Here is a 20,884-nt window from a genome sequence, read left to right as displayed (position 1 = left end):
CACGTACCATGCAAACCCGCGAAGACATCTTCAACACCCTGCGCGACGCCCTTGTCGAACTGTTCGAACTGGACGCCGGGCGCGTCACCCTCGACGCCAACCTCTATGAAGACCTGGAAATCGACAGCATCGACGCGGTCGACCTGATCGACCACATCAAGCGCCAGACCGGCAAGAAAATCGCCGCCGACGAATTCAAGGCCGTGCGTACCGTCAACGACGTGGTCGAAGCGGTGTTCCGCCTGGTCAACACCGCGGCATGAAACGCCTGGTCGGGCTCGGGCTGGTCGTGGCCGGCCTGGGGTACCCGTTCGCAGTGCACTTCGGCATGGCGCATTTCGCGCCCTGGCAGTTCGGCCTGTTGCTGGGGAGCCTGTGGCTGGCCCGCGCCCTGACCCAGCCGCACAATCCCGGCGGCCGCTGGATGGCCCTGGTGGCCATCGCCTTCTGCGCATTGCTGGCGGTGCTGGACGATCCCGCGCTGCTGCGCTGGTACCCGGTGCTGATCAGCGCCTTCATGCTGGCCCTGTTCGGCGCCAGCCTGAAATTCGGCCCGCCGGTGGCCGAACGCCTGGCGCGGCTGAGCGACCCGGAGCTGCCGGAAAAGGCCGTGCGCTACACGCGCCAGGTGACCCAGGTGTGGAGCGGCTTTTTCCTGGTCAACGGCCTGGTCGCCGCCGCCCTGACCCTGTGGGCGCCGCTGGCCTGGTGGACCCTTTACAACGGCCTGATCGCGTACTGCGCGATGGGCCTGCTGTTCGCCATCGAATGGCTGGTTAGACAACGCGTGCGAGGACGCTCATGAAATGGATAAACCTTGAGCAGATGCTGTGGCCGACCGAGGGCGCACGCCTGGTCAGCCACGCCCCGGCGCTGGATCATCGGCAACTGGCCGGGCAGGCCCTGCAACTGGCCTCCGGCCTGCAGGCACGCGGGGTAAAGCGCCTGGCGGTCTATCTGGAAGACGCCGCCGAACTGGCCGTGGCCCTGCTCGGCGCCTGGCGTGCCGGCGTCGAGGTACTGCTGCCCGCCGACCTGCAAGCCCAGACCCGCCAGCGCTGGAACGCCGAAGTGGACCTGTGGCTGAGCGAGCAGGACCAACGCCCCGCCGAACTGTTCGCCGCCGCCCTGGCCCCGGCCGACCTGGACCTCGACACCTGCCGCCTGAGCCTGTGCACCTCCGGCTCCAGCGGTGCGCCCAAGCGCATCGACAAGTGCCTGCGCCAGCTCGCCAACGAGGTCAACAACCTTGAAGCGCTGTGGGGCGCCGGGCTGGGCGAGGCCTGCATCATCGGCAGCGTCGCCACCCAGCATATCTACGGCCTGCTGTTCCGCGTGCTGTGGCCGCTGTGCGCCGGACGCAGCTTCGTCCGCCGCCAGTTGCCCTTCCCCGAGGATCTGCAGCGGGCCAGCCGCGAGCACCCGGCGTTCGCCTGGGTCGCCAGCCCGGCGCTGCTCAAGCGCATGGGCGATAACCTCGATTGGCCGGCGCTGAGCACCGTGCGCCAGGTGTTTTCCTCCGGCGGCGAACTGCCCGCCGAGGCCGCCCGCGAACTGCACCAGCGCCTGGGCCAATGGCCGACGGAAATCCTCGGCAGTTCGGAAACCGGCGGCATTGCCTGGCGCCAGGGCGAAAGCCTGTGGCAGCCCTTCGCCGGCATCCGCCTGAGCCAGAACGACGACGGCGCCCTGTGCATCGCGTCGCCGTACCTGCCTGCGGGGCATACCGAGGAAAGCGCCGATGCGGTCAGCTTCGATGGCCATGGCCGCTTCCGCCTGCTCGGCCGCCTCGACCGCATCGTCAAGCTGGAAGAGAAGCGCATCGCCCTGCCGATGCTGGAACAGGCGCTGCTCCAGCACCCTTGGGTCGAGGACGCCCGCCTTGGCGTGATCCACGGCAACCGCGCCTCCATCGGCGCCTTGCTGCAACTCGGCGCCAAGGGCATGCATGCCCTGCGCAACCAGGGCCGCCGGGCGGTGACCGACGCCCTGCGCCAGCACCTCGCCGGCCATTGCGAACCGCTGGCCCTGCCCCGCCGCTGGCGCCTGCTGCGGCAACTGCCCTACACCGCACAGGGCAAGCTGCCGCAAGCGCTGGTCGATAACCTGCTGATGGCGCCGCGCCCGTCGAGACCGGAGGTGGTCGGCGAACGGCAGGTGGACGGCGAACTGCACCTGGACCTGGTGGTTCCCGCCGACCTCGCCTATTTCAACGGCCACTTTCCCAAAACCCCGGTACTCCCCGGCGTGGTCCAGGTGGACTGGGCCATCGCCCTCGGCCAGCCGCTGCTCGACGCGCCACGGCGCTTCGCCGGCATGGAAGTGCTGAAATTCCAGCAACTGGTGCGCCCCGGTGACCAGGTACTGCTGACCCTGCGTTTCGATGCCGAGCGCAGCAAGCTGTATTTCGCCTACAGCTGCGCCGGCGCGCCCTGCTCCAGCGGGCGGATCGTCCTGGAGGCGGGCCAATGATCAAGCCTTGCGCGGTCATCCCGGTCTACAACCACGAGCTGGCGGTGCCTGCGGTGGTCGCCGACCTGCGCGCCGCCGGCCTGCCCTGCGTGCTGGTGGACGACGCCAGCAGCCCGTCCTGCGCGGCGGTACTGCGCCAGCTGGCGCAGCAGCCGGACACCTGGCTGGTGCAACTGCCGGTCAACCAGGGCAAGGGCGGCGCCGTCATGGCCGGCCTGCGCGAGGCAGCGCGGCAGGGGTTCAGCCACGCCTTGCAGGTGGACGCCGACGGCCAGCACGACCTGGCCGATGTCAGCCGCTTCCTCGAACACGCCCGCGCCCATCCCGAGGCGCTGATCTGCGGTTATCCACAGTACGACGCCAGCGTGCCGAAAGGCCGCCTGTACGCCCGTTACCTGACCCATGTGTGGGTGTGGATCAACAGCCTGTCGCTGAAGATTCCCGATTCCATGTGCGGCTTCCGCGTCTACCCGCTGCCGCCGGTGCTGGCCCTGATCGACAGCGTGAACCTCGGCAAGCGCATGGACTTCGACCCCGAGGTGCTGGTGCGCCTGTCGTGGCGCAACCAGCCGATGCGCTGGCTGCCGACCAAGGTGCATTACCCGCAGGACGGCCTCTCGCATTTCCGCCTGTTCCACGACAATGCGCTGATCTCGAAGATGCACACCAAGCTGTTCTTCGGCATGTTGCTGCGCGCCCCGGCGATCCTCTGGCGGCGGCTGACGGCATGAACCAGCAGGAAAAACACTGGGCGGCCCACGAAGAACGCGGCAGCTTCCTGCTGATGAAGCTCACCGCCTTCGGCGTCCGGCTGCTCGGCCGCCGGCTGCTGAGCCCGGTGCTGTACGGCATCGTCCTGTACTTCTTCCTTTTCGGCCGGCGTGCCCGCGAGGCGGCGCGGACCTACCAGCACAACCTCGCCGAGTGGAGCGGCCAGCCAGCGTTGCGCCCCACCACCGCTCGCGTGTTCGGCCAGTTCATGGCCTTCGCCGACGCGCTGCTGGACAAGCTCGATGTGTGGAACGGCAGGCTCGGCCTGGACCGGATCGAGATCAACGACCCCGGCCAGCTGCACGGCCAGTTGCGCGCCGAGCGCGGTCAGATGCTGGTGGGCGCGCACCTGGGCAACCTCGAAGTGTGCCGGGCCCTGGCCGAAATGGGCCAGCAGGTGACCATGAACGTGCTGGTCCATACCCGCCACGCCGAGCGCTTCAACCGCCTGCTGGGCGAGGCCGGGGCCACGCACCTGCGCCTGATCCAGGTCAGCGAGCTGGACCCGGCGACCATGCTCCAGCTCAGCCAGCGCCTGGAGCGCGGCGAATGGCTGGCGATCGCCGGCGACCGCGTACCGCTGCATGGCGGGCGCACCGTGACCGTGGACTTTCTCGGTCATCCGGCGAAGTTCCCGCAAGGCCCGTGGCTGCTGGCCGGGCTGCTCAAATGCCCGGTCAACCTGCTGTTCTGCCTGAAACGCCAGGGCCGCTACCAGGTGACCCTCGAACCCTTCGCCGCCGCCGTGGAATGGCGCCGCAGCCAGCGCGACCAGGTGATCGCCGAACATGCCGCGCGCTACGCCGAGCGGCTCGGCCATTACTGCCTGCAAGCCCCGCAGCAATGGTTCAACTTCTACCCCTTCTGGAAGACCGATGACGATGCAACCGCGTGAGTCCGTTACCTTCGGCGAGTCGCCGCTCTCGATCGAAGCCATCCATGCCCTGGCCCACGGCAAGGCCGCAACCCGCCTGCAGGACGATGCCGACTACCGCGCGCGCATCGCCCGGGGTGCGCAGTTCCTCGATACGCTGCTGGACAAGGAAGGGGTGATCTACGGGGTGACCACCGGCTACGGCGACTCCTGCGTGGTCGCGGTGCCGCTGGAGCATGTCGAGGCGCTGCCCAGGCACTTGTTCACTTTCCACGGTTGCGGCCTGGGCCGGGTCTTCGATGCCCCGTCCACCCGCGCCCTGCTGGCGGCGCGCTTGCAGTCGCTGTGCCACGGGGTGTCCGGGGTGCGGGTCGAGTTGCTGGAGCGCCTGCATGCCTTTATCGCCCACGACATCCTGCCGGTGGTTCCTGAAGAAGGCTCGGTGGGCGCCAGCGGTGACCTGACGCCGCTGTCCTACGTGGCTGCGACCCTGTCCGGCGAGCGCGAAGTGCTGTACCGCGGCGAACGCCGCCCGTCTGTCGACGTGCACCGTGAACTGGGCTGGGCACCGCTGGTGCTGCGGCCGAAGGAAGCCCTGGCATTGATGAACGGCACCGCCGTAATGACCGGCCTGGCCTGCCTGGCCTGGACCCGCGCCGACTACCTGCTCAAGCTCGCCACCCGCATCACCGCGCTCAACGTGGTTGCCCTGCAAGGCAACCCGGAGCACTTCGACGAGCGCCTGTTCGCCGCCAAGCCACACCCGGGCCAGACCCAGGTTGCCGCCTGGCTGCGCCAGGACCTGGCGATCGACGCGCCGACCGCGCCGCTGCACCGCCTGCAGGACCGCTACTCGCTGCGCTGCGCGCCGCACGTGCTCGGGGTACTGGCCGACAGCCTGGGCTGGCTGCGCGGTTTCATCGAGACCGAGCTGAACAGCGCCAACGACAACCCGATCATCGACGGCGATGCCGAGCGCGTCCTGCATGGCGGGCACTTCTACGGCGGGCATATCGCCTTTGCCATGGACAGCCTGAAGAACCTGGTGGCCAACGTTGCCGACCTGCTCGACCGCCAGCTCGCCCTGCTGGTAGACGTGCGCTACAACCACGGCCTGCCGAGCAACCTGTCCGGCGCCCCGGCCGACCGCGCCATGATCAACCATGGCTTCAAGGCCGTGCAGATCGGCGCCAGCGCCTGGACCGCCGAAGCCCTGAAAAATACCCTGCCGGCCAGCGTGTTCTCGCGCTCCACCGAATGCCACAACCAGGACAAGGTCAGCATGGGCACCATCGCCGCCCGCGATGCCCTGCGCGTACTGGAGCTGACCGAACAGGTCGCCGCCGCCACCCTGCTGGCCGCCAACCAGGGCGTCTGGCTGCGCAGCCGCGAGGCCGATGCCCGCCCGCTGCCGCCGGCGCTGGACCAGATGCACCGCGCCCTGCTCGACGACTTCGCCCCGGTGATCGAGGACCGCGCCCTGGAAAGCGACCTGCGCCACTGCCTGCAACGCATCGCCCAGCAACACTGGAGGCTCCATGCGTAGTCAGGGTGTTCTCCACGTCGATAGCGAAGTGCTGGTGCCGTTCTTCGATGTCGACAGCATGCTGGTGGTCTGGCACGGGCACTACGTGAAGTACCTGGAAGTGGCGCGCTGCGCCCTGCTCGATCATCTGGGCCATAACTACGTGCAGATGCAGGACTCCGGCTACGCCTGGCCGGTGATCGACCTGCAACTGCGCTACATGCGCGGCGCCACCTTCGGCCAGCGCCTGAAGGTGCGGGCCAGCCTGGTGGAGTGGGAAAACCGCCTGAAGATCAACTACCTGATCAGCGACGCCGTCACCGGCGAGCGCATGACCCGGGCCAGCACGGTGCAGGTGGCCGTGCATATCGCCAGCCGCGAGATGCAGCTGGCCTCGCCGCAGGTGATGCTCGACGCCGTGCAGAGGGTGCTGCCATGAAACGCAACCGCCTGCTGCTGGCCCTCGGCCTGATGCTGTGCTGCGGCCTCGCCCATGCCTTCGGCCTGGAAGACCTGCGCAAGCAGTTGAGCGAGCCGGAGGTGATCAAGGGCCCGTTCATCCAGGAAAAGCACCTGCGCGCCCTGCCCCAGCCGCTGGTCAGCACTGGCCAGTTCGTGCTGGCCCGCGACCACGGCCTGCTGTGGTTGCTGCAAAGCCCGCTGAAACAGGATTACCGCCTCAATGCCTCCGGCATAGCCCGTCGCGATGCCGCCGGCTGGCAGGTCATCCCCACGCGCACGGCCGGCACCGAGCAGAACAAGCTGTTCTTCGCGGTGCTGCAGGGCGACAGCAGCGGCCTGGAGCGCGACTTCGAACTGGCCCTGCACGGCGACGCCAAGGCCTGGCAACTGCGCCTGACCCCACGTTCGCTGGTGCTCAAGCAGATCTTTACCGGCATCGAGATCCACGGCGGCCAGTTCGTCGACCGTATCGAGCTGCTGGAAACCCAAGGCGACAGCACCGTGCTGCGCATGCCGTCCAGCACCAGCACCACGCTGACCGACGCGGAGCGCCACGACCTTGTCGATTGAGCGCCTGCTGCCGCGTCTGTTCCTGTTCTTGCTGGTCGGGGTCATGGCCCTGGCCGGCTGGCAGTGGACGCGCGGCCCGGCCTTGTCGGCGGACCTGATGACCCTGGTCCCGGGTGCCACCGAAGACCCGCTGGTCAAGCGCGCCGAGCAGCGCATGCAGGAGCCGCTGAACCGGGAAATGCTGGTGCTGGTGGGGCACGCCGAACGTGACAAGGCCATCGCTTTGGCCGAGCAACTGGGCAAGGAATGGCAGGCCAGCGGCCTGTTCGAAAAGGTCCAGTGGAGCCTGCAAACCGACCTGCAGGCGGTACGCGAACAACTGCTGCAAGGGCGCCTGGCGATGCTCGCCAAGGCCGACCGCGATAGCTTGGTCGAAACCCCTGACGCCTTTATCCAGCAACGCCTGCAAAGCCTGTTCGATCCCTTCGCCGGTTTCAGCCTGGTGTCCAGCCAGGACGATTGGCTGGGCCTGACCGGACGCATCCAGAACAGCCAGCCGCGCCCGGCTGCCGTGGAGCTGGATACCGCCAGCGGCGTGCTGCTGGCCAAGGCCGACGACAGATACTGGGTGCTGCTGCGCGCCCGCACCGAGGGCAATGCCTTCGACATGAAGCTGCCGCTGCGGGTCGCCGAGCTGTTGCAGCAGTCCCGTGACCAGGCCGCCGCGCAGGGCGCACAACTGCTCGCGGCCAGCGGCCTGCTCTACGCCGCCGACGGCCAGCGCCAGGCCAGCCGGGAAATGACCTGGATCGGCGGCGGCGCGACGCTGGGCATCCTGCTCCTGCTGCTCCTCGCCTTCCGCAGGTTCCGCGTGCTGCTGGCCTTCGTCCCGGTGCTGGTGGGCATGCTGTTCGGCGCCACCGCCTGCATCGCCTTGTTCGGCCAGATGCATGTAATGACCCTGGTGCTGGGCTCCAGCCTGATCGGCGTGGCGGTGGACTACCCGCTGCATTTCCTCTCGAAAAGCTGGAGCCTGCGCCCGTGGAACACCTGGCAAGCGGTGCGCAAGACCCTGCCGGGCCTGAGCCTGAGCCTGGCCACCAGCTGCATCGGCTACCTGGCCCTTGGCTTCACACCGTTCCCGGCCCTGACCCAGATCGCCGCGTTCTCCGCCGCCGGGCTGATCGGCGCCTACCTGGGGTCGGTGTGCCTGCTGCCGGCGCTGTTGAAGAACATCGACCTGCAACCGGCGCAATGGCCGCTGCGCATCGCCGAAACCCTGGTAGACCTGCGCCTGCGCTTGCTGCGCCGGGTGCCGACGCCGGTGCTGAGCGTGCTGCTCCTGGCGTTTTGCGCCGGCGGCCTGTGGCACCTGGAAAACCGCAACGATATCCGCCAGTGGGTCGGCAGCTCGCCGGTGCTGCTGGACGAGGCCAAGGCGGTGGCGCGGATCACCGGTTACCAGCCCACCAGCCAGTTCTACCTGGTGCGTGGCGCGGACGAAACGCAGTTACTGGAGCGCCTTGCCAGCCTCGGCCAACGCCTCGATGCCCAGGTCGCCAGTGGTCAGCTCAAGGGCTACATGGCGCTCAACCAGTTGCTCGCCAGCAGTGCCGAGCAGGCCCGCTTGCGCCAGGCGCTGGAGGCCCTGCCGCAACACTGGCAGCCGCTGCTGGCCAGCGGTGTCCCGGAGGCAGCGCTGCAAGCCGAGCTGACCCGCCTGCGCGCCCTGCCGGTGCTCGATATAGACCAGGTCCTGGCCGGCCCGCTGGGCGAGGCCTGGCGCTCGCTGTGGCTGGGCAAGGACGCAGCGGGCGTCGCCGCCGTGGTCAGCCTGCAAGGCGCAAGCGATCCGGCTGTGCTGCGTCAACAAAGCGAAGGCCTCGACGGTGTACAACTGGTGGACCGCCTCGGCGAGCTGAACCGGCTGTTCGCCGCGACCCAGGTCAGCGCGGCGGAATTGAAGCTGCTGTCCTGCGTGCTGATCGTGGTGCTGCTGGTGTTGCCCTTCGGTTTCGGCGCCGCCGCGCGCATCGTCGCCCTGCCCCTGCTGGCGGCGCTGTGCAGCCTGGCCAGCCTCGGCTGGCTGGGCCAGCCCCTGACCCTGTTCAGCCTGTTCGGCCTACTGCTGGTCACGGCCATCAGTGTCGATTACGCGATCCTCATGCACGAACAGATCGGCGGCGCGGCGGTAAGCCTGCTCGGCACCCTGCTGGCGGCGACCACCACCTGGCTGTCGTTCGGCCTGCTGGCAGCTTCGAGCACGCCTGCCGTGAGCAATTTCGGCCTGGCCGTGAGCCTCGGCCTGGCCTTCAGCTTTGCCCTGGCCCCCTGGGCCGCGCCGCGCCACACGGAGAAGTCGGCATGAGTGTCGTGCTGTTCTGGGCCCTGGCCCTGTCGCTGTTCCTGATCGCCGGCGAAATCGGCCGGCGCCTGGGCCTGATCAACATCGTCAGCCACCTGCTGCTGGCGACCCTCGGCCTGCCGCTGCTGATGCTGTTGTGGGTCGAGCCGCACTGGCAGCTCAGCGGCGCGCAACTGATCGCCCCGGCCTGGCTGAAGACCCTGTACGGCCTGAGCTTCGCCCTGTTGCTGGGGCATATCCTGTCCGATGTCGTCGAGCTGAAACTCGACCGCCAGAGCCTGAAGATCGCCCTGCCCAGTTTCCTCGTGCCCTTCGCCTGCGGCCTGGGCTGCGGTTTTCTGCTGTTGCCGGAGCAGCCTTGGCTGACGTCCCTGGCGTTGGGCCTGGTGTTCGCCATTACCGCCGTGCCGGTGCTCTACCTGTACCTGCGCAATATCGGCTATCCACCCGCGGCCACCCGGCGCCTGATGCAGGTGGCGATCGGCATCGATGTGCTGTGCTGGCTGCTGTTCGGCCTGGGCAAGGGCAGCCTGGATCCGCTGAGCCTGGCCTGGCCGCTGCTGGCCGCCTGCGCACCGCTGCCGCTGTACCTGCTGGGGCTGCGCCGCCCGTGGCTGTTCGGCCTGGCGTTTCTCGCCCTGCTGTTCGTCGCCGAGCACTACAAGCTCAACGCGCTGATCCTGGGCATTGGCTACATGGCCTGCCTGGCCTGGCTCAAGCTGCCGCTGCGCCTGCCACTGCCGGCGGCGTGGATCGAACGCCTGCAACAGGGCGTGGCGATCCCGCTGATCCTCACCTTCGGCATCGTCCAGATCGACTTCGGCCACCTGCTGCAATCCCTCGACCTGCTGCAACTGGGCGCGCTGGTGCTGCTGCCGATCCTCAGCAAGATGGCCGGCAACTGGCTGGGCCTGCGCTGGGCCAGCCTGTCGTTCCCCGGCGCCAGCCGCTGGCGGGAAAACCTGCTGCTGAACATTCGCGGCCTGAGCGAAATCGTCTTCCTCAATCTGCTGTTGCAACAGCAACTGATCAGCCCGGCGCTGTATTTCGCCCTGATGCTGATGAGCCTGATCGCCACCCTGATGCCCGCCATCGCCGGGCTGCACCGTCTTCCAGTTCTCAACGTTTCAACGGCAAGGAGGCCCCATGCCCGCCAGTGATGTACAACAACGCCAGGTCCTGATCATCGGCGCCGGCCCGTCCGGCGCCATCGCCGCCGCGCTGCTCAAGCGCAAGGGCCATGATGTACTGGTCATCGAGCGCCAGCTGTTCCCGCGCTTCTCCATCGGCGAGAGCCTGTTGTCGCACTGCATCGATTTCGTCGAGGAAGCCGGCATGCTGCCCGCCCTCGAAGCGGCGGGTTTCCAGTACAAGAACGGCGCGGCCTTCGCCTGGGGCGATGAATACAGCGCCTTCGACTTCGGCCAAGCGTTCAGCAAGGGCCGGCCGAGCACCTTCCAGGTCCAGCGCGCGCGCTTCGACAAGCTGCTGGCCGACGAAGCCGCGGCCCAGGGCGTGGAGATCCGCTACGAAGAGGAAATCGTCGCTGCCGACTTCGAGCGCGAACGCCCGCAGGTGCGCGTGCGGCGCCAGGATGGCAGCGAGTACCAGGTAGAGGCGCAGTTCGTCCTCGATGCCAGCGGCTATGGCCGGGTGCTGCCGCGCCTGCTGGACCTGGAGGCACCGTCGAGCTTCCCGGTACGCCAGGCGGTGTTCACCCATATCGAGGACCGCATCGACCATCCGCACTTCGACCGCAACAAGATCCTCATCACCACCCACCCGGAACATCGGGATATCTGGTTCTGGACCATCCCCTTCAGCGATGGCCGCTGCTCCCTCGGCGTGGTCGCCGCAGCCGAGCATTACGCCGACGCGCCGCAGGACCTGGATGCCTGCCTGAAAGGCTTCGTCGCGCAAACCCCGAGCCTGGCGAAAGTGCTGGCCAAGGCAGTGTGGGACACTCCGGCACGGACCATCGGCGGCTATTCGGCCAACGTGAAAACCCTGCACGGCCCGGGCTTCGCCTTGCTCGGCAACGCGGCGGAATTCCTTGACCCGGTGTTCTCCTCGGGCGTGACCATCGCCATGCGTTCGTCGAGCATGGCCGCCGCCGTGCTCGACCGTCAGCTCAAGGGCGAAGCGGTGGACTGGGAGCGCGAGTTCGCCACCCCGCTCAAGCGTGGCGTGGACACCTTCCGCGCCTATGTCGAAGGCTGGTACAACGGCAGCTTCCAGGACGTGATCTATCACCCTGGGTCTTCGCCCGAGATCCGCGCCATGATCGCCTCGATCCTCGCCGGCTATGCCTGGGACGAGCGCAACCCCTTCGTCAGCGAACCCAAGCGGCGCCTGCGCATGCTCGCGGAAATCTGCGCGAGGGAAGAAGCATGAGCGGGCCGCGCTTCTTCAGCGATACCTATGTCGAGGAAACGAAGTTCGGCTTCTGGTTCCTGCGCAGCCATACCTGGCAGCACCATGTGTTGCGCGTGGCGATCAACGACCTGCGCCGCCTGTTCGATGGCGAGCCGCCGCACGCGCCGGTGCTGCTCGATGTCGGTTGCGGCCAGGGGCGCTCGTTCAAGCACCTGCACCAGGTATTCCGGCCGGGCAAGCTGCTCGGCACCGATGCCGACCCGCACAGCCTGGAACTGAGCGGCGCCGAGGCGGTGAACCTGGGCCTGAAGGTGGAACTGAAGGGCAGCGACTGCGCCAACCTGCAATTCCCCGACGCCAGCATCGATATGCTGTTCTGCCACCAGACCTTCCACCACCTGGTAGAGCAGGAAAAGGCCCTGGCCGAATTCTGGCGGGTGCTCAAGCCCGGCGGTTACCTGCTGTTCGCCGAATCCACCGAGGCCTATATCGATACCTGGGTGATCCGCTGGCTGTTCCGCCATCCGATGCATGTGCAGAAGAGCGCGGAAGGCTACCTGCAGATGCTCCGCGAGCAAGGCTTCGAGTTCGGCGAAAGGAATGTCTCGTACCCCTACCTGTGGTGGAGCCGCTCCAGCGACTTCGGCCTGCTCGAACGCTTCGGCCTGCGCAAGCCCCCACCGCCGGGCCAGCGCGAGGAAACCTTGGTCAACGTGGTGGCACGCAAGCCCCTGAATGCGGCATGAAAAGGCTGTTGCTACTGGTCGCCTGCCTGATCCTGGCCGCCTGCGCGGTGCGCCCGCCGTTGCCGCAGCAGTTGCCACCGCTGAAGCTGCCGATGACCCTGCATGTGCAGCGTGAACAGGCCGATCAGCGCCAGGACTGGTTGCTGGTGATACAACGCGAGGACCAGCGCCTGCGCTGGTCGATGATGGATCTGCTGGGCATTCCCCAGGCCCGCCAGCTGCTGGAGAACGGCGAATGGCAGGCCGACGGCCTGCTGCCACCGAACCCGGCGGCCCGCGAGCTGTTCGCCGCGCTGCTGTTCGCCTTGACCCCGGCCGAGCGCCTGGCGGCGCTTTATCCGGCGGCGCAGCAGCAGGATAATCAGCGCTGGCTTGGCGAGCGCTGGCATGTCAGCTACCGACAGGCCGACGATTTCACCTTGAACATGCAGCAAGGCCTGCGTTATCTAGTCACCCCCCTGCCTGGCGAGAACGCTCCATGACCGCTTACCTCAACGCCCTGGGCCTGGTCTGTGCCCTTGGACGCGATCAGGCCGAAGTCGCCCGCCGCCTGTTCGCCGGTGACTGCTCCGGCATGCGTGAGGCCGACGGCTGGGTGCCGGACAAGCGCGTGGTGGTCGGTGCCGTGGCCGGCGAGCTGAGCCCGCTGCCGGGCGAGAGCCGCAACAACCAGTTGCTGCACGAGGCCGCCCTGCAGATCGAAGCCCCGTTGCGCGCCGCCGTCGAACGCTTCGGCTCGCAGCGGGTCGGCGTGGTCCTGGGCACCAGCACCTCGGGCATCGAGGAAGCCAGCCAAGGCATCGCCGAGTACCTGCGCGAGGGCCGGTTCCCGCCCGGGTACGACTATGCCCAGCAGGAGCTCAGCGCCCCGGCGGTGTTCCTCGCCAACTGGCTGCAGGTCAGCGGCCCGGCCTACGTGATTTCCACCGCCTGCACCTCTGGCGCCCGCGCCCTGCTCAGCGCCCGCCGCCTGCTCGACCTGGGCCTGTGCGACGCGGTGGTGTGCGGCGGCGTGGACAGCCTGTGCAAGCTGACCCTCAACGGCTTCACCGCCCTCGAAGCGATGAGCGGCGAGCGCTGCAACCCGTTCTCGGTGAACCGCAGCGGGATCAATATCGGCGAGGGCGCGGCGTTGTTCCTGATGACCCGCGAGGCGAACGCCGACGGCGGCAACATCGCCCTGCTCGGCGCCGGCGCCAGCTCCGACGCCCACCATATTTCCGCGCCGGAGCCCGCAGGCAAGGGCGCCCTCGCGGCCATGCAGAAAGCCTTGGACAGCGCCGGCCTGAAGCCCGCGCAGATCGATTACCTGAACCTCCACGGCACCGCCACCCGGCACAACGACGCCATGGAAAGCCTGGCGGTCAACGCTTTGTTCGGCGCCCGGCTCGCCTGTTCGTCGAGCAAGGCGATGACCGGCCACACCCTTGGCGCCGCCGGTGCCCTGGAAGCGGCGTTCTGCTGGTTGAGCCTGGCCCACGGCCAACTGCCTCCGCACCTGTGGGACGGCCAGCAGGATCCCGAGCTGGCGCCCTTGAACCTGATCGGCCCCGGCCAGCGCCTGCACGCCGGCGGCCCGCACCATCTGATGAGCAACTCGTTCGCCTTCGGTGGCAACAACATCAGCCTGATTCTCGGAGACACCCCATGATTGCCTGGCCATTGGCCGAACTCCTGCCCCATGCCGGCGACATGATCCTCATCGACGGGATCGAGTCGTTCGACGAGGAGCAGATCCACGCCCACCTGACCGTACGCCCCGGCGGCCTGTTCAACCGCGAGGACGGCAGCCTGCCGGCCTGGGTCGGGATCGAGTTGATGGCCCAGACCGTGGCCGCCTATGCCGGCTGCCGCGCGCGCCAGCAGGGCAAGCCGGTGGAGCTGGGCTTTTTGCTCGGCACACGCAAGTTCGAATGCGCTGTCGAACATTTCCCCGTGGGCGCAGAACTGCGCATCCATGCCCTGCGCTCGCTGGAAGACGACAACGGCATGGGCGTGTTCGAGTGCCATCTGTACGGACCGGGGCTGCACGCCACGGCCCGCCTGAATGTTTTCCGTCCGCCGGAGGTCGCGCAATACCTGGCCGAAGCGGGCGATGAGGAGTCCCGACATGAGTGAGACCATCCTGGTCACCGGTTCCAGCCGCGGTATCGGCCGGGCCATCGCCCTGCGCCTGGCCCGTGCCGGCTTCGACCTGGTGCTGCATTGCCGTAGCGGCCGTACCGAAGCCGAGGCCGTCGCCGACGAAGTGCGCGGCCTGGGCCGGCAGGCCCGGGTGCTGCAGTTCGATGTGGCCGACCGCGCCGCCTGCGCCGCGATCCTCGGCGACGATGTGGAAACCCACGGCGCCTACTACGGCGTGGTGTGCAATGCCGGCCTGACCCGCGACGGCGCCTTCCCGGCCCTGACCGAGGAAGACTGGGACCAGGTGCTGCGCACCAACCTCGACGGTTTCTACAACGTCCTGCACCCGGTGATGATGCCGATGATCCGCCGCCGCGCGCCGGGTCGCATCGTCTGCATCACCTCGGTGTCGGGGCTGATCGGCAACCGCGGCCAGGTCAACTACAGCGCCTCCAAGGCCGGGGTGATCGGTGCCGCCAAGGCCCTCGCCATCGAACTGGGCAAGCGCAGGATCACGGTCAATTGCGTCGCCCCCGGACTGATCGACACCGCCATGCTCGACGAGCACGTACCGGTCGAGGAGCTGCTGAAGATGATCCCGGCCCAGCGCATGGGCACGCCGGAAGAGGTCGCCGGTGCGGTGAACTTCCTGATGTCCGCCGAGGCTTCGTACATCACCCGCCAGGTCCTGGCCGTCAACGGAGGCCTGTGCTGATGAAACGCGTGGTCGTCACCGGCATGGCCGGCATCACCTCCCTGGGCAGCGACTGGGCCACGATCTCGGGCAATTTCGCCGCCAACCGCAGCGGGATCCGGCGGATGGACGAGTGGAACCGTTTCGAAGAGCTCAATACCCGCCTGGCCGGGCCGGTGGATGATTTCGCCGTGCCGTCCGGCTGGACCCGCAAGCAGCTGCGCAGCATGGGCCGGGTCTCGCGGCTGGCGGTGGCGGCGTCGCAGAATGCGCTGCTGGACGCCGGGCTGCTCGATGATCCGTCGATCCGCGACGGGCGCATGGGCGTGGCCTGCGGCTCGTCCACCGGCAGCACCGACGAGATCAAGGCGTTCGGCAACATGCTGCTGAACTCGGTGGCCGAAGGGCTCAATGCCAACTCCTACGTGCGCATGATGCCGCACACCACCGCCGCCAACATCAGCATCTTCTTCGGCCTGACCGGGCGCCTGATCCCCACGTCCAGTGCCTGCACCAGCGGCAGCCAGGGCATCGGCTACGCCTACGAGGCGATCAAGTTCGGCCGCCTGCCGATGATGCTCGCCGGCGGCGCCGAGGAACTGTGCCCCACCGAGGCCATGGTGTTCGATGCGCTATACGCCACCAGCCTGAAGAACGATACCCCGCACAAGACCCCCAGCCCCTACGACAGCGGCCGTGACGGCCTGGTGATCGGCGAAGGCGCCGGCATGCTGGTGCTCGAAGAACTGGAGCACGCCCTGGCCCGGGGCGCGCGCATCCATGCCGAGATCGTCGGTTTCGGCAGCAACGCCGACGGCCAGCACACCACCCGTCCCGAGCAGGCGACCATGCGCCGGGCCATGGAGCTTGCGCTGGAGGATGCCGACCTGGCCCCGCACGCCATCGGCTACGTCAACGGCCACGGCACCGCCACCGAGCAGGGCGACATCGCCGAGACCCTGGCCACCAGCGCCCTGTTCGGCGCGCGGATGCCAATCAGTTCGCAGAAAAGCTTCCTCGGCCACACCCTGGGCGCTTGCGGCGCGCTGGAAGCCTGGTTCAGCATTGAAATGATGAACAGCGACCGCTACGTGCACACCCTCAACCTGGACAACATCGATCCACGCTGTGGCGAGCTGGACTACCTTTGCGGCGAGTTCCGCTCCCTCAGCAACCAATACGTCATGAGCAACAACTTCGCCTTTGGCGGGGTCAACACGTCGTTGATTTTCCGCCGCTGGGCCTGAAACCGACTGGAGAGAAAGGAATGTCTTCAATGATTCGCGCGGCCCTGCTGGGCCTGGTACTGGCTTTCGTCGCTGGCTGCACGTCCAAACCGGTGATGGTCCCCAAGGAACTGCTGGTGGTCGGCCACTCCTACACGGACGAGGAAATCCAGCGGGCCATCGTCAAGGCCTCGGCCGAGCGCGGCTGGACCGTACGCAGTACCAGCCCGGGCCTGGTCCAGGCCGATATCACCGTGCGCAACACCTTCTTCGCTGCCGTGGATATCCGCTACAGCCTGAGCAACTTCCGCATCGAGTACCGCGACAGCCGCAACCTCGGCTACAACGACGGCAAGATCCACCGCAACTACAACCGCTGGGTCTACAACCTCGATAAAAGCATCATGCGCGAACTGCAACGCATCGAGTCCGATCGCATGGTACAGCGCGCCCTCAACGAACAACGCTCCACCATTTATTAATCAAGGAAAGACACCATGCGTTTGAAAACCTGGACCGCCACCACCGCCCTGCTGCTGTGCGCCTTGCCAGGCATCAGCCAGGCCCGGGATACCGCACTGTTCCTGCCGTTCGAAAAGGTGGTTCAACAGATGACCACCGAGAAGAAGCTCGATGGTTCGGTGAAGTTCTATCTGGCCGGTGTACAACCGCGCGGCAAGGTCAGCGTCATCAGCCCGAATGCGACCACCAACAAGAAGACCAACGCCTTCAACAAGAGCGATGAAGCCGCTTGCGAATGGGCCCTGCAGTCGGCCCTGCTGACCATGCAAGACGCGGCCAAGAAGGTGGGAGCCAACGCCGTTACCAATATCGCCAGCTACTACAAGAAGAACGAGCGCAAGGACGCCAGCACCTACGAATGCCACGCCGGAGCCGTTATTGCCGGTGTTGCGCTGAAAGGCGATCTGTCGAAGGTCGACTGATCCCACTCAGCCCTTGCGCGTGAGCAGCTCGACGAAGGCACCCGCCATCGCCGAGCCCTGCTCGCGCCGCTGCACCAACCACACCGCCGTGACCGCATCGGCATCCAGCAGCGTGCGATAGACCACCCCGTCGATACGCATGCGCTGGAACGATGCCGGCAGCACCGACACCCCCAACCCCGCCGAGACCAGACCGATGATGGTCATCACCTCCGCCGCCTCCTGGGCGAAATGCGGGGTGAACCCGGCTTGCCGCGCCAGGCTCAGCAACTGCGCATGCAGGCCGCTGCCATAGCTGCGCGGGAAGAACACGAAGGGCTCGTTGGCCAGGGCCTTGAGCTCCAGGCCCTGTTCCGAACCCTCGACCAGCGGGTGGTCGGCATTGAGCACCGCCACCAGCGGCTCGCGGAACAGCTCGGTGGCCACCAATGATTCCGGTAGCGTCAGGGGCCGCATCAGGCCGACCTCGATGCTTTCGTCCAGCAGGGCGTCGGCGACGTCGCGGCTGCTCATTTCCTTGAGGTTCAGGTGCACCGCCGGGAAACGCTGGCGGAAGCTGTAGATGGCCTTTGGAATGCTGGAATTGAAGGGAGCCGAGGAGGTGAAGCCGATCTTCATCTCGCCCAGTTCACCTAATTGTGCGCGGCGGGCAACGTCGGCGGCCTTGTCCACCTGGGCCAGGACCTGGCGGGCCTCTTCAAGGAACAGGCGCCCGGCTTCACTGAGTGCCACCCGTCGGTTGGTGCGCTCGAACAGGCGCGCCCCAAGCTCCTGTTCCAGGGCCTGGATCTGCTGGCTCAGGGGTGGCTGGGAAATGCCCAGGGCCTGCGCGGCCCGGCCGAAATGCAGCTCTTCGGCGACCGCGATGAAGTAACGCAGATGGCGCAATTCCATGGATGCTCCAATAGGTCGTAGAACCTCTTAAACAGGTCGAACAATATATTGGAAATGATCATTAGCCAGCTATATGCTTTTTTTCAACTGCCCCAGAGGCCGCCCCCACCGAGGCTCCCGTGAAAACTGCTGTAGCGCCCCACGCCCACGACCTTCCCCCCGAACCTGTGGCCGACATCGCCGCCACGCTCAAAGACACCTGGATCGAGAAAGGCACGCCGGCCTTCATGCGGACCGTGCTGGCGCTGTTCTGCGGCGGTTTCGCCACCTTCGCCCTGCTCTACTGCGTACAGCCGATGATGCCGCTGCTGTCCCGCGACTTTGCCATCAATGCGGCGCAAAGCAGCCTGGTGCTGTCGGTGTCCACCGGCTTGCTGGCGTTCGGGCTGCTGATCACCGGACCGATCTCCGACCGTATCGGGCGCAAGCCGGTGATGGTCTTCGCCCTGTTCTGCGCAGCCCTGAGCACCATCGCCAGTGCACTGATGCCGACCTGGGAGGGCGTGCTGGCGATGCGTGCGCTGGTGGGCCTGTCGCTCAGCGGCCTGGCGGCGGTAGCGATGACCTACCTGAGCGAGGAAATTCATCCACAGCACATTGGCCTGGCGATGGGGCTGTACATCGGCGGCAATGCGATTGGCGGGATGAGCGGGCGGCTGATTGCCGGGGTATTGATCGACTTCGTCAGTTGGCATACGGCGATGCTGGTGATCGGTGGCCTGGCCCTGATCGCCGCGGCACTGTTCTGGAAGGTGCTGCCGGAGTCGCGCAACTTCCGTTCGCGCTCGATGAATCCGCGCAGCCTGCTCGATGGCTTTGTCCTGCACTTCCGGGACGCCGGCTTGCCCTGGCTGTTTCTCGAAGCCTTCCTGCTGATGGGTGCGTTCGTCACCCTGTTCAACTACATCGGTTACCGCCTGCTGGCCGAGCCGTTCAACATGAGCCAGGCGCTGGTGGGGCTGCTGTCGATCGTCTATCTATCGGGCATCTACAGCTCGGCGCAAATCGGTGCACTGGCCGACAAGCTAGGCCGGCGCCGGGTGTTCTGGGGCACCATCCTGCTGATGTTCAGCGGCATGCTGCTGACCCTGTTCAGCGCCTTGCCGCTGATCATCGTCGGCATGCTGGTATTCACCTTCGGCTTCTTCGGCGCCCACTCGGTGGCCAGCAGCTGGATCGGCCGCCGGGCATTCAAGGCCAAGGGGCAGGCGTCGTCGCTGTACCTGTTCAGTTACTACGCGGGATCGAGCGTGGCGGGGACGGCGGGCGGGGTGGCCTGGCATTACGCCGGGTGGAACGGGATCGGGGTGTTTATCGGCAGTTTGCTGGTGGTGGCGTTGGGGGTTGCGTTGTACCTCAGCAAACTGCCACCGAAAGCCGCCTGATCACGGGTTTGTGGTGCTGCTGATGGCCTCATCGCCGGCAACGCCGGCTCCCACAGGGTCTGGCGGTGTACGCGGACCTTGTGGGAGCTGGCGTTGCCAGCGATGGGGCCTTCGGATCAGTTCACGATCTCGACGATATCCACATCCACTTCCCGCGACATCAGGTGCTTTTCCACCTCGCCGGTCAGCTTGACCCTGGTCTTGTCATTGAATGCCACCGGCGGCAGGTCTTCGTCGTCGATCTCGACGGTGATGGTGCCGGTGTTGTCCTTGAACTCGTACTTGTCGTCGTTGTTGACCTTCTTGATCACATAGCCGGTCAGCACCACCGGGGTGTCGTCCGCGGCATCGTTGGCGGCGGCCACGGTGGTGACGCTCTGCGCACCCGGGCCGGTGTAGCCGGTGCCGGCAGCCAGGGCAGCGGTACTGAACAGAGGGGCGAGGATAAGGGCGAGGTAACGGGTTTTCATGGTTCTGATTCCTTGGCAGGTTTTGATGGGATCAGATTACCCAGGCAGGCTGAATTGAAGCTTAAACCTGATATTTCTGTCAGTTGTGCCTGATTTGAAGCGCATGGCTTGATGATTCCTCCTTCACGAGGACATCGACATGCTTACATCCTCCCTGCGTTACTTCTGCCTGCTCATTGCGCTGTTCCTGCAGATCCCCTGCGCCATCAGCGCCGATGACCCGGGGCGCAGCGTGGTCCTGCGCCTGCAACAGCGCTTCGACGATATCCGGCCGGAATGCGCCGATGGCAGCGCGGCGATCAACTGCAATGGCGTCATCATCCGCGCCATCCGTGACACGTCCAACCCGGCGTTCTGGAACCCCAGCCCGGAAAATGTCGAGCGCAAGGGCGTGTCCTTTTCCTATATCCGCCGGGACGTAGGCAACGAGCTGCTGGCGGGTGATGCCGGGTTGATCATGGCCCCGCTGGGCGAGCCGAGCGAGCAGCCGCTGACGGTGAAGTGCGTGTTTCCGCTGAATGCCGCGACTGACAGTCGTATCGAAAGTTGTGGCACGGAAGCGTTTCCGTTGCCCTGCCATTTGAGTGGCGTTGTGGATATTCCAACCTGGCAGGCGCACTTTGCCGAGTACACCGGAACCAAAGCTTGCTACTTCGAGCCAACGGCGCAGTGGTTCCAGTTCAGCATCGACGTGCGCCAGCATTTTCCGATCCCGGCTCACCGTCGCATCTGGAACGAAGTCGTGATTGCTCCGTGGCCGGAAGACATTCCCGAGAAGCTGCCACTGGAAGCGCTTTATTACACCGGGGCAGGGCTGGAAAGGGCGCGGCAGATGCAGGACAGCTTCATGGCCGCGACCGGGAAATTCATTCCCATCGTGCAGATCGACCTGACCAGGACGCCGGTGTTCTATTACGAACCGAAGGATCAGGTGGTGATAGTCAACTGATCGTACGCGGTCCATGTGGGAGCGGGTTCACCCGCGATTGCGATAGCGAACTCACCACCGCAATCGCGGGTGAACCCGCTCCCACATGGACCGCGTT

Annotated in this window: 23 protein-coding genes; 21 read left to right on the top strand and 2 right to left on the bottom strand. The window is 66.5% G+C overall.

From position 1 onward, the window contains the following. Positions 1 to 8: 8 nt before the first annotated feature. The 19 genes from ACKLLE_RS10385 to ACKLLE_RS10295 are packed head-to-tail and all read left to right on the top strand — an operon-like array spanning position 9 to position 17,089. Positions 9 to 263, top strand: coding sequence for an acyl carrier protein (locus tag ACKLLE_RS10385; protein WP_009396874.1), 255 nt, complete (start codon positions 9 to 11; stop codon positions 261 to 263). Next, on the top strand, positions 260 to 805 hold the full coding sequence (locus tag ACKLLE_RS10380; protein ID WP_064301203.1) for a COG4648 family protein: 546 nt from the start codon (positions 260 to 262) through the stop codon (positions 803 to 805). Before ACKLLE_RS10385 ends, ACKLLE_RS10380 begins: the two co-directional genes overlap by 4 nt. After that, complete coding sequence (locus tag ACKLLE_RS10375) at positions 802 to 2,472, top strand: ApeI family dehydratase (RefSeq protein WP_420057856.1); 1,671 nt, start codon at positions 802 to 804, stop codon at positions 2,470 to 2,472. Before ACKLLE_RS10380 ends, ACKLLE_RS10375 begins: the two co-directional genes overlap by 4 nt. After that, positions 2,469 to 3,203, top strand: coding sequence for a glycosyltransferase family 2 protein (locus ACKLLE_RS10370; RefSeq protein ID WP_420057854.1), 735 nt, complete (start codon positions 2,469 to 2,471; stop codon positions 3,201 to 3,203). The genes ACKLLE_RS10375 and ACKLLE_RS10370 overlap by 4 nt, the downstream gene beginning before the upstream one ends. Then, on the top strand, positions 3,200 to 4,138 hold the full coding sequence (locus tag ACKLLE_RS10365; RefSeq protein ID WP_009396864.1) for an LpxL/LpxP family acyltransferase: 939 nt from the start codon (positions 3,200 to 3,202) through the stop codon (positions 4,136 to 4,138). The genes ACKLLE_RS10370 and ACKLLE_RS10365 overlap by 4 nt, the downstream gene beginning before the upstream one ends. Then, the gene (locus ACKLLE_RS10360) at positions 4,119 to 5,663 is read left to right on the top strand and encodes an HAL/PAL/TAL family ammonia-lyase (protein ID WP_420057852.1); all 1,545 of its coding nucleotides are present in this window, start codon (positions 4,119 to 4,121) and stop codon (positions 5,661 to 5,663) included. The genes ACKLLE_RS10365 and ACKLLE_RS10360 overlap by 20 nt, the downstream gene beginning before the upstream one ends. Beyond that, positions 5,656 to 6,081, top strand: coding sequence for an acyl-CoA thioesterase (locus ACKLLE_RS10355; protein ID WP_420057850.1), 426 nt, complete (start codon positions 5,656 to 5,658; stop codon positions 6,079 to 6,081). The genes ACKLLE_RS10360 and ACKLLE_RS10355 overlap by 8 nt, the downstream gene beginning before the upstream one ends. Continuing rightward, positions 6,078 to 6,674 carry an outer membrane lipoprotein carrier protein LolA gene (locus ACKLLE_RS10350; RefSeq protein WP_420057849.1) on the top strand — a complete coding sequence of 199 codons (597 nt, stop codon included), beginning with the start codon at positions 6,078 to 6,080 and terminating at the stop codon, positions 6,672 to 6,674. The genes ACKLLE_RS10355 and ACKLLE_RS10350 overlap by 4 nt, the downstream gene beginning before the upstream one ends. Beyond that, positions 6,664 to 8,982 (top strand): MMPL family transporter, encoded by a 2,319-nt coding sequence (locus ACKLLE_RS10345; RefSeq protein WP_420057848.1) that lies wholly within the window; start codon positions 6,664 to 6,666, stop codon positions 8,980 to 8,982. Before ACKLLE_RS10350 ends, ACKLLE_RS10345 begins: the two co-directional genes overlap by 11 nt. Then, entirely contained in the window at positions 8,979 to 10,139 is a 1,161-nt protein-coding gene (locus ACKLLE_RS10340) for a sodium:proton antiporter (RefSeq protein WP_420057847.1), read from the top strand. Before ACKLLE_RS10345 ends, ACKLLE_RS10340 begins: the two co-directional genes overlap by 4 nt. Continuing rightward, a complete protein-coding gene (locus ACKLLE_RS10335; RefSeq protein ID WP_420057846.1) occupies positions 10,126 to 11,373 on the top strand; it encodes an NAD(P)/FAD-dependent oxidoreductase in 1,248 nt (415 codons plus the stop codon). The genes ACKLLE_RS10340 and ACKLLE_RS10335 overlap by 14 nt, the downstream gene beginning before the upstream one ends. Continuing rightward, positions 11,370 to 12,101 (top strand): class I SAM-dependent methyltransferase, encoded by a 732-nt coding sequence (locus ACKLLE_RS10330; protein WP_420057844.1) that lies wholly within the window; start codon positions 11,370 to 11,372, stop codon positions 12,099 to 12,101. The genes ACKLLE_RS10335 and ACKLLE_RS10330 overlap by 4 nt, the downstream gene beginning before the upstream one ends. Further along, positions 12,098 to 12,583, top strand: coding sequence for a hypothetical protein (locus ACKLLE_RS10325; protein WP_009396848.1), 486 nt, complete (start codon positions 12,098 to 12,100; stop codon positions 12,581 to 12,583). The genes ACKLLE_RS10330 and ACKLLE_RS10325 overlap by 4 nt, the downstream gene beginning before the upstream one ends. Next, a complete protein-coding gene (locus ACKLLE_RS10320; protein WP_420057843.1) occupies positions 12,580 to 13,752 on the top strand; it encodes a beta-ketoacyl-[acyl-carrier-protein] synthase family protein in 1,173 nt (390 codons plus the stop codon). Before ACKLLE_RS10325 ends, ACKLLE_RS10320 begins: the two co-directional genes overlap by 4 nt. Continuing rightward, the gene (locus ACKLLE_RS10315; protein WP_009396844.1) at positions 13,749 to 14,219 is read left to right on the top strand and encodes a hotdog family protein; all 471 of its coding nucleotides are present in this window, start codon (positions 13,749 to 13,751) and stop codon (positions 14,217 to 14,219) included. The genes ACKLLE_RS10320 and ACKLLE_RS10315 overlap by 4 nt, the downstream gene beginning before the upstream one ends. Beyond that, positions 14,212 to 14,940, top strand: a complete 729-nt coding sequence (gene fabG / locus ACKLLE_RS10310) for a 3-oxoacyl-ACP reductase FabG (protein ID WP_064301193.1) — start codon at positions 14,212 to 14,214, stop codon at positions 14,938 to 14,940. The genes ACKLLE_RS10315 and fabG overlap by 8 nt, the downstream gene beginning before the upstream one ends. Then, complete coding sequence (locus tag ACKLLE_RS10305) at positions 14,940 to 16,166, top strand: beta-ketoacyl-ACP synthase (RefSeq protein WP_420057842.1); 1,227 nt, start codon at positions 14,940 to 14,942, stop codon at positions 16,164 to 16,166. The genes fabG and ACKLLE_RS10305 overlap by 1 nt, the downstream gene beginning before the upstream one ends. Positions 16,167 to 16,186: 20 nt before the next feature. Next, entirely contained in the window at positions 16,187 to 16,627 is a 441-nt protein-coding gene (locus ACKLLE_RS10300) for a hypothetical protein (RefSeq protein ID WP_420057840.1), read from the top strand. 15 nt (positions 16,628 to 16,642) lie between these two features. Beyond that, entirely contained in the window at positions 16,643 to 17,089 is a 447-nt protein-coding gene (locus tag ACKLLE_RS10295; RefSeq protein WP_420057839.1) for an excinuclease, read from the top strand. A 6-nt stretch (positions 17,090 to 17,095) separates the two neighbouring features. On the opposite strand, the gene ACKLLE_RS10290 is transcribed toward ACKLLE_RS10295, so the two are convergent. Continuing rightward, positions 17,096 to 17,983 (bottom strand): LysR family transcriptional regulator, encoded by an 888-nt coding sequence (locus ACKLLE_RS10290; RefSeq protein WP_420057838.1) that lies wholly within the window; start codon positions 17,981 to 17,983, stop codon positions 17,096 to 17,098. Between the two features lie 167 nt (positions 17,984 to 18,150). On the opposite strand from ACKLLE_RS10290, the gene ACKLLE_RS10285 reads away from it, so the two are divergent. Next, entirely contained in the window at positions 18,151 to 19,368 is a 1,218-nt protein-coding gene (locus tag ACKLLE_RS10285; RefSeq protein WP_420057875.1) for an MFS transporter, read from the top strand. Positions 19,369 to 19,484: 116 nt separating this feature from the next. On the opposite strand, the gene ACKLLE_RS10280 is transcribed toward ACKLLE_RS10285, so the two are convergent. Further along, positions 19,485 to 19,838, bottom strand: a complete 354-nt coding sequence (locus tag ACKLLE_RS10280; protein ID WP_064301188.1) for a NirD/YgiW/YdeI family stress tolerance protein — start codon at positions 19,836 to 19,838, stop codon at positions 19,485 to 19,487. Between the two features lie 139 nt (positions 19,839 to 19,977). On the opposite strand from ACKLLE_RS10280, the gene ACKLLE_RS10275 reads away from it, so the two are divergent. Further along, positions 19,978 to 20,787 (top strand): hypothetical protein, encoded by an 810-nt coding sequence (locus ACKLLE_RS10275; RefSeq protein ID WP_420057837.1) that lies wholly within the window; start codon positions 19,978 to 19,980, stop codon positions 20,785 to 20,787. Positions 20,788 to 20,884 lie beyond the last annotated feature (97 nt).

This window comes from Pseudomonas bharatica, from assembly GCF_048586865.1.
Lineage (GTDB): Bacteria > Pseudomonadota > Gammaproteobacteria > Pseudomonadales > Pseudomonadaceae > Aquipseudomonas > Aquipseudomonas bharatica.
Note: the sequence above shows the minus strand (reverse complement) of the source record. Positions and strands in the feature narration are given on the sequence as shown.

Coding starts and splice junctions, on each gene's coding strand:
- ACKLLE_RS10385 (WP_009396874.1), top strand. CDS start 9: ATGCAAACCCGCGAAGACATCTTCAACACCCTGCGCGACGCCCTTGTC.
- ACKLLE_RS10380 (WP_064301203.1), top strand. CDS start 260: ATGAAACGCCTGGTCGGGCTCGGGCTGGTCGTGGCCGGCCTGGGGTAC.
- ACKLLE_RS10375 (WP_420057856.1), top strand. CDS start 802: ATGAAATGGATAAACCTTGAGCAGATGCTGTGGCCGACCGAGGGCGCA.
- ACKLLE_RS10370 (WP_420057854.1), top strand. CDS start 2,469: ATGATCAAGCCTTGCGCGGTCATCCCGGTCTACAACCACGAGCTGGCG.
- ACKLLE_RS10365 (WP_009396864.1), top strand. CDS start 3,200: ATGAACCAGCAGGAAAAACACTGGGCGGCCCACGAAGAACGCGGCAGC.
- ACKLLE_RS10360 (WP_420057852.1), top strand. CDS start 4,119: ATGACGATGCAACCGCGTGAGTCCGTTACCTTCGGCGAGTCGCCGCTC.
- ACKLLE_RS10355 (WP_420057850.1), top strand. CDS start 5,656: ATGCGTAGTCAGGGTGTTCTCCACGTCGATAGCGAAGTGCTGGTGCCG.
- ACKLLE_RS10350 (WP_420057849.1), top strand. CDS start 6,078: ATGAAACGCAACCGCCTGCTGCTGGCCCTCGGCCTGATGCTGTGCTGC.
- ACKLLE_RS10340 (WP_420057847.1), top strand. CDS start 8,979: ATGAGTGTCGTGCTGTTCTGGGCCCTGGCCCTGTCGCTGTTCCTGATC.
- ACKLLE_RS10335 (WP_420057846.1), top strand. CDS start 10,126: ATGCCCGCCAGTGATGTACAACAACGCCAGGTCCTGATCATCGGCGCC.
- ACKLLE_RS10330 (WP_420057844.1), top strand. CDS start 11,370: ATGAGCGGGCCGCGCTTCTTCAGCGATACCTATGTCGAGGAAACGAAG.
- ACKLLE_RS10325 (WP_009396848.1), top strand. CDS start 12,098: ATGAAAAGGCTGTTGCTACTGGTCGCCTGCCTGATCCTGGCCGCCTGC.
- ACKLLE_RS10320 (WP_420057843.1), top strand. CDS start 12,580: ATGACCGCTTACCTCAACGCCCTGGGCCTGGTCTGTGCCCTTGGACGC.
- ACKLLE_RS10315 (WP_009396844.1), top strand. CDS start 13,749: ATGATTGCCTGGCCATTGGCCGAACTCCTGCCCCATGCCGGCGACATG.
- fabG (WP_064301193.1), top strand. CDS start 14,212: ATGAGTGAGACCATCCTGGTCACCGGTTCCAGCCGCGGTATCGGCCGG.
- ACKLLE_RS10305 (WP_420057842.1), top strand. CDS start 14,940: ATGAAACGCGTGGTCGTCACCGGCATGGCCGGCATCACCTCCCTGGGC.
- ACKLLE_RS10300 (WP_420057840.1), top strand. CDS start 16,187: ATGTCTTCAATGATTCGCGCGGCCCTGCTGGGCCTGGTACTGGCTTTC.
- ACKLLE_RS10295 (WP_420057839.1), top strand. CDS start 16,643: ATGCGTTTGAAAACCTGGACCGCCACCACCGCCCTGCTGCTGTGCGCC.
- ACKLLE_RS10290 (WP_420057838.1), bottom strand. CDS start 17,983: ATGGAATTGCGCCATCTGCGTTACTTCATCGCGGTCGCCGAAGAGCTG.
- ACKLLE_RS10280 (WP_064301188.1), bottom strand. CDS start 19,838: ATGAAAACCCGTTACCTCGCCCTTATCCTCGCCCCTCTGTTCAGTACC.
- ACKLLE_RS10275 (WP_420057837.1), top strand. CDS start 19,978: ATGCTTACATCCTCCCTGCGTTACTTCTGCCTGCTCATTGCGCTGTTC.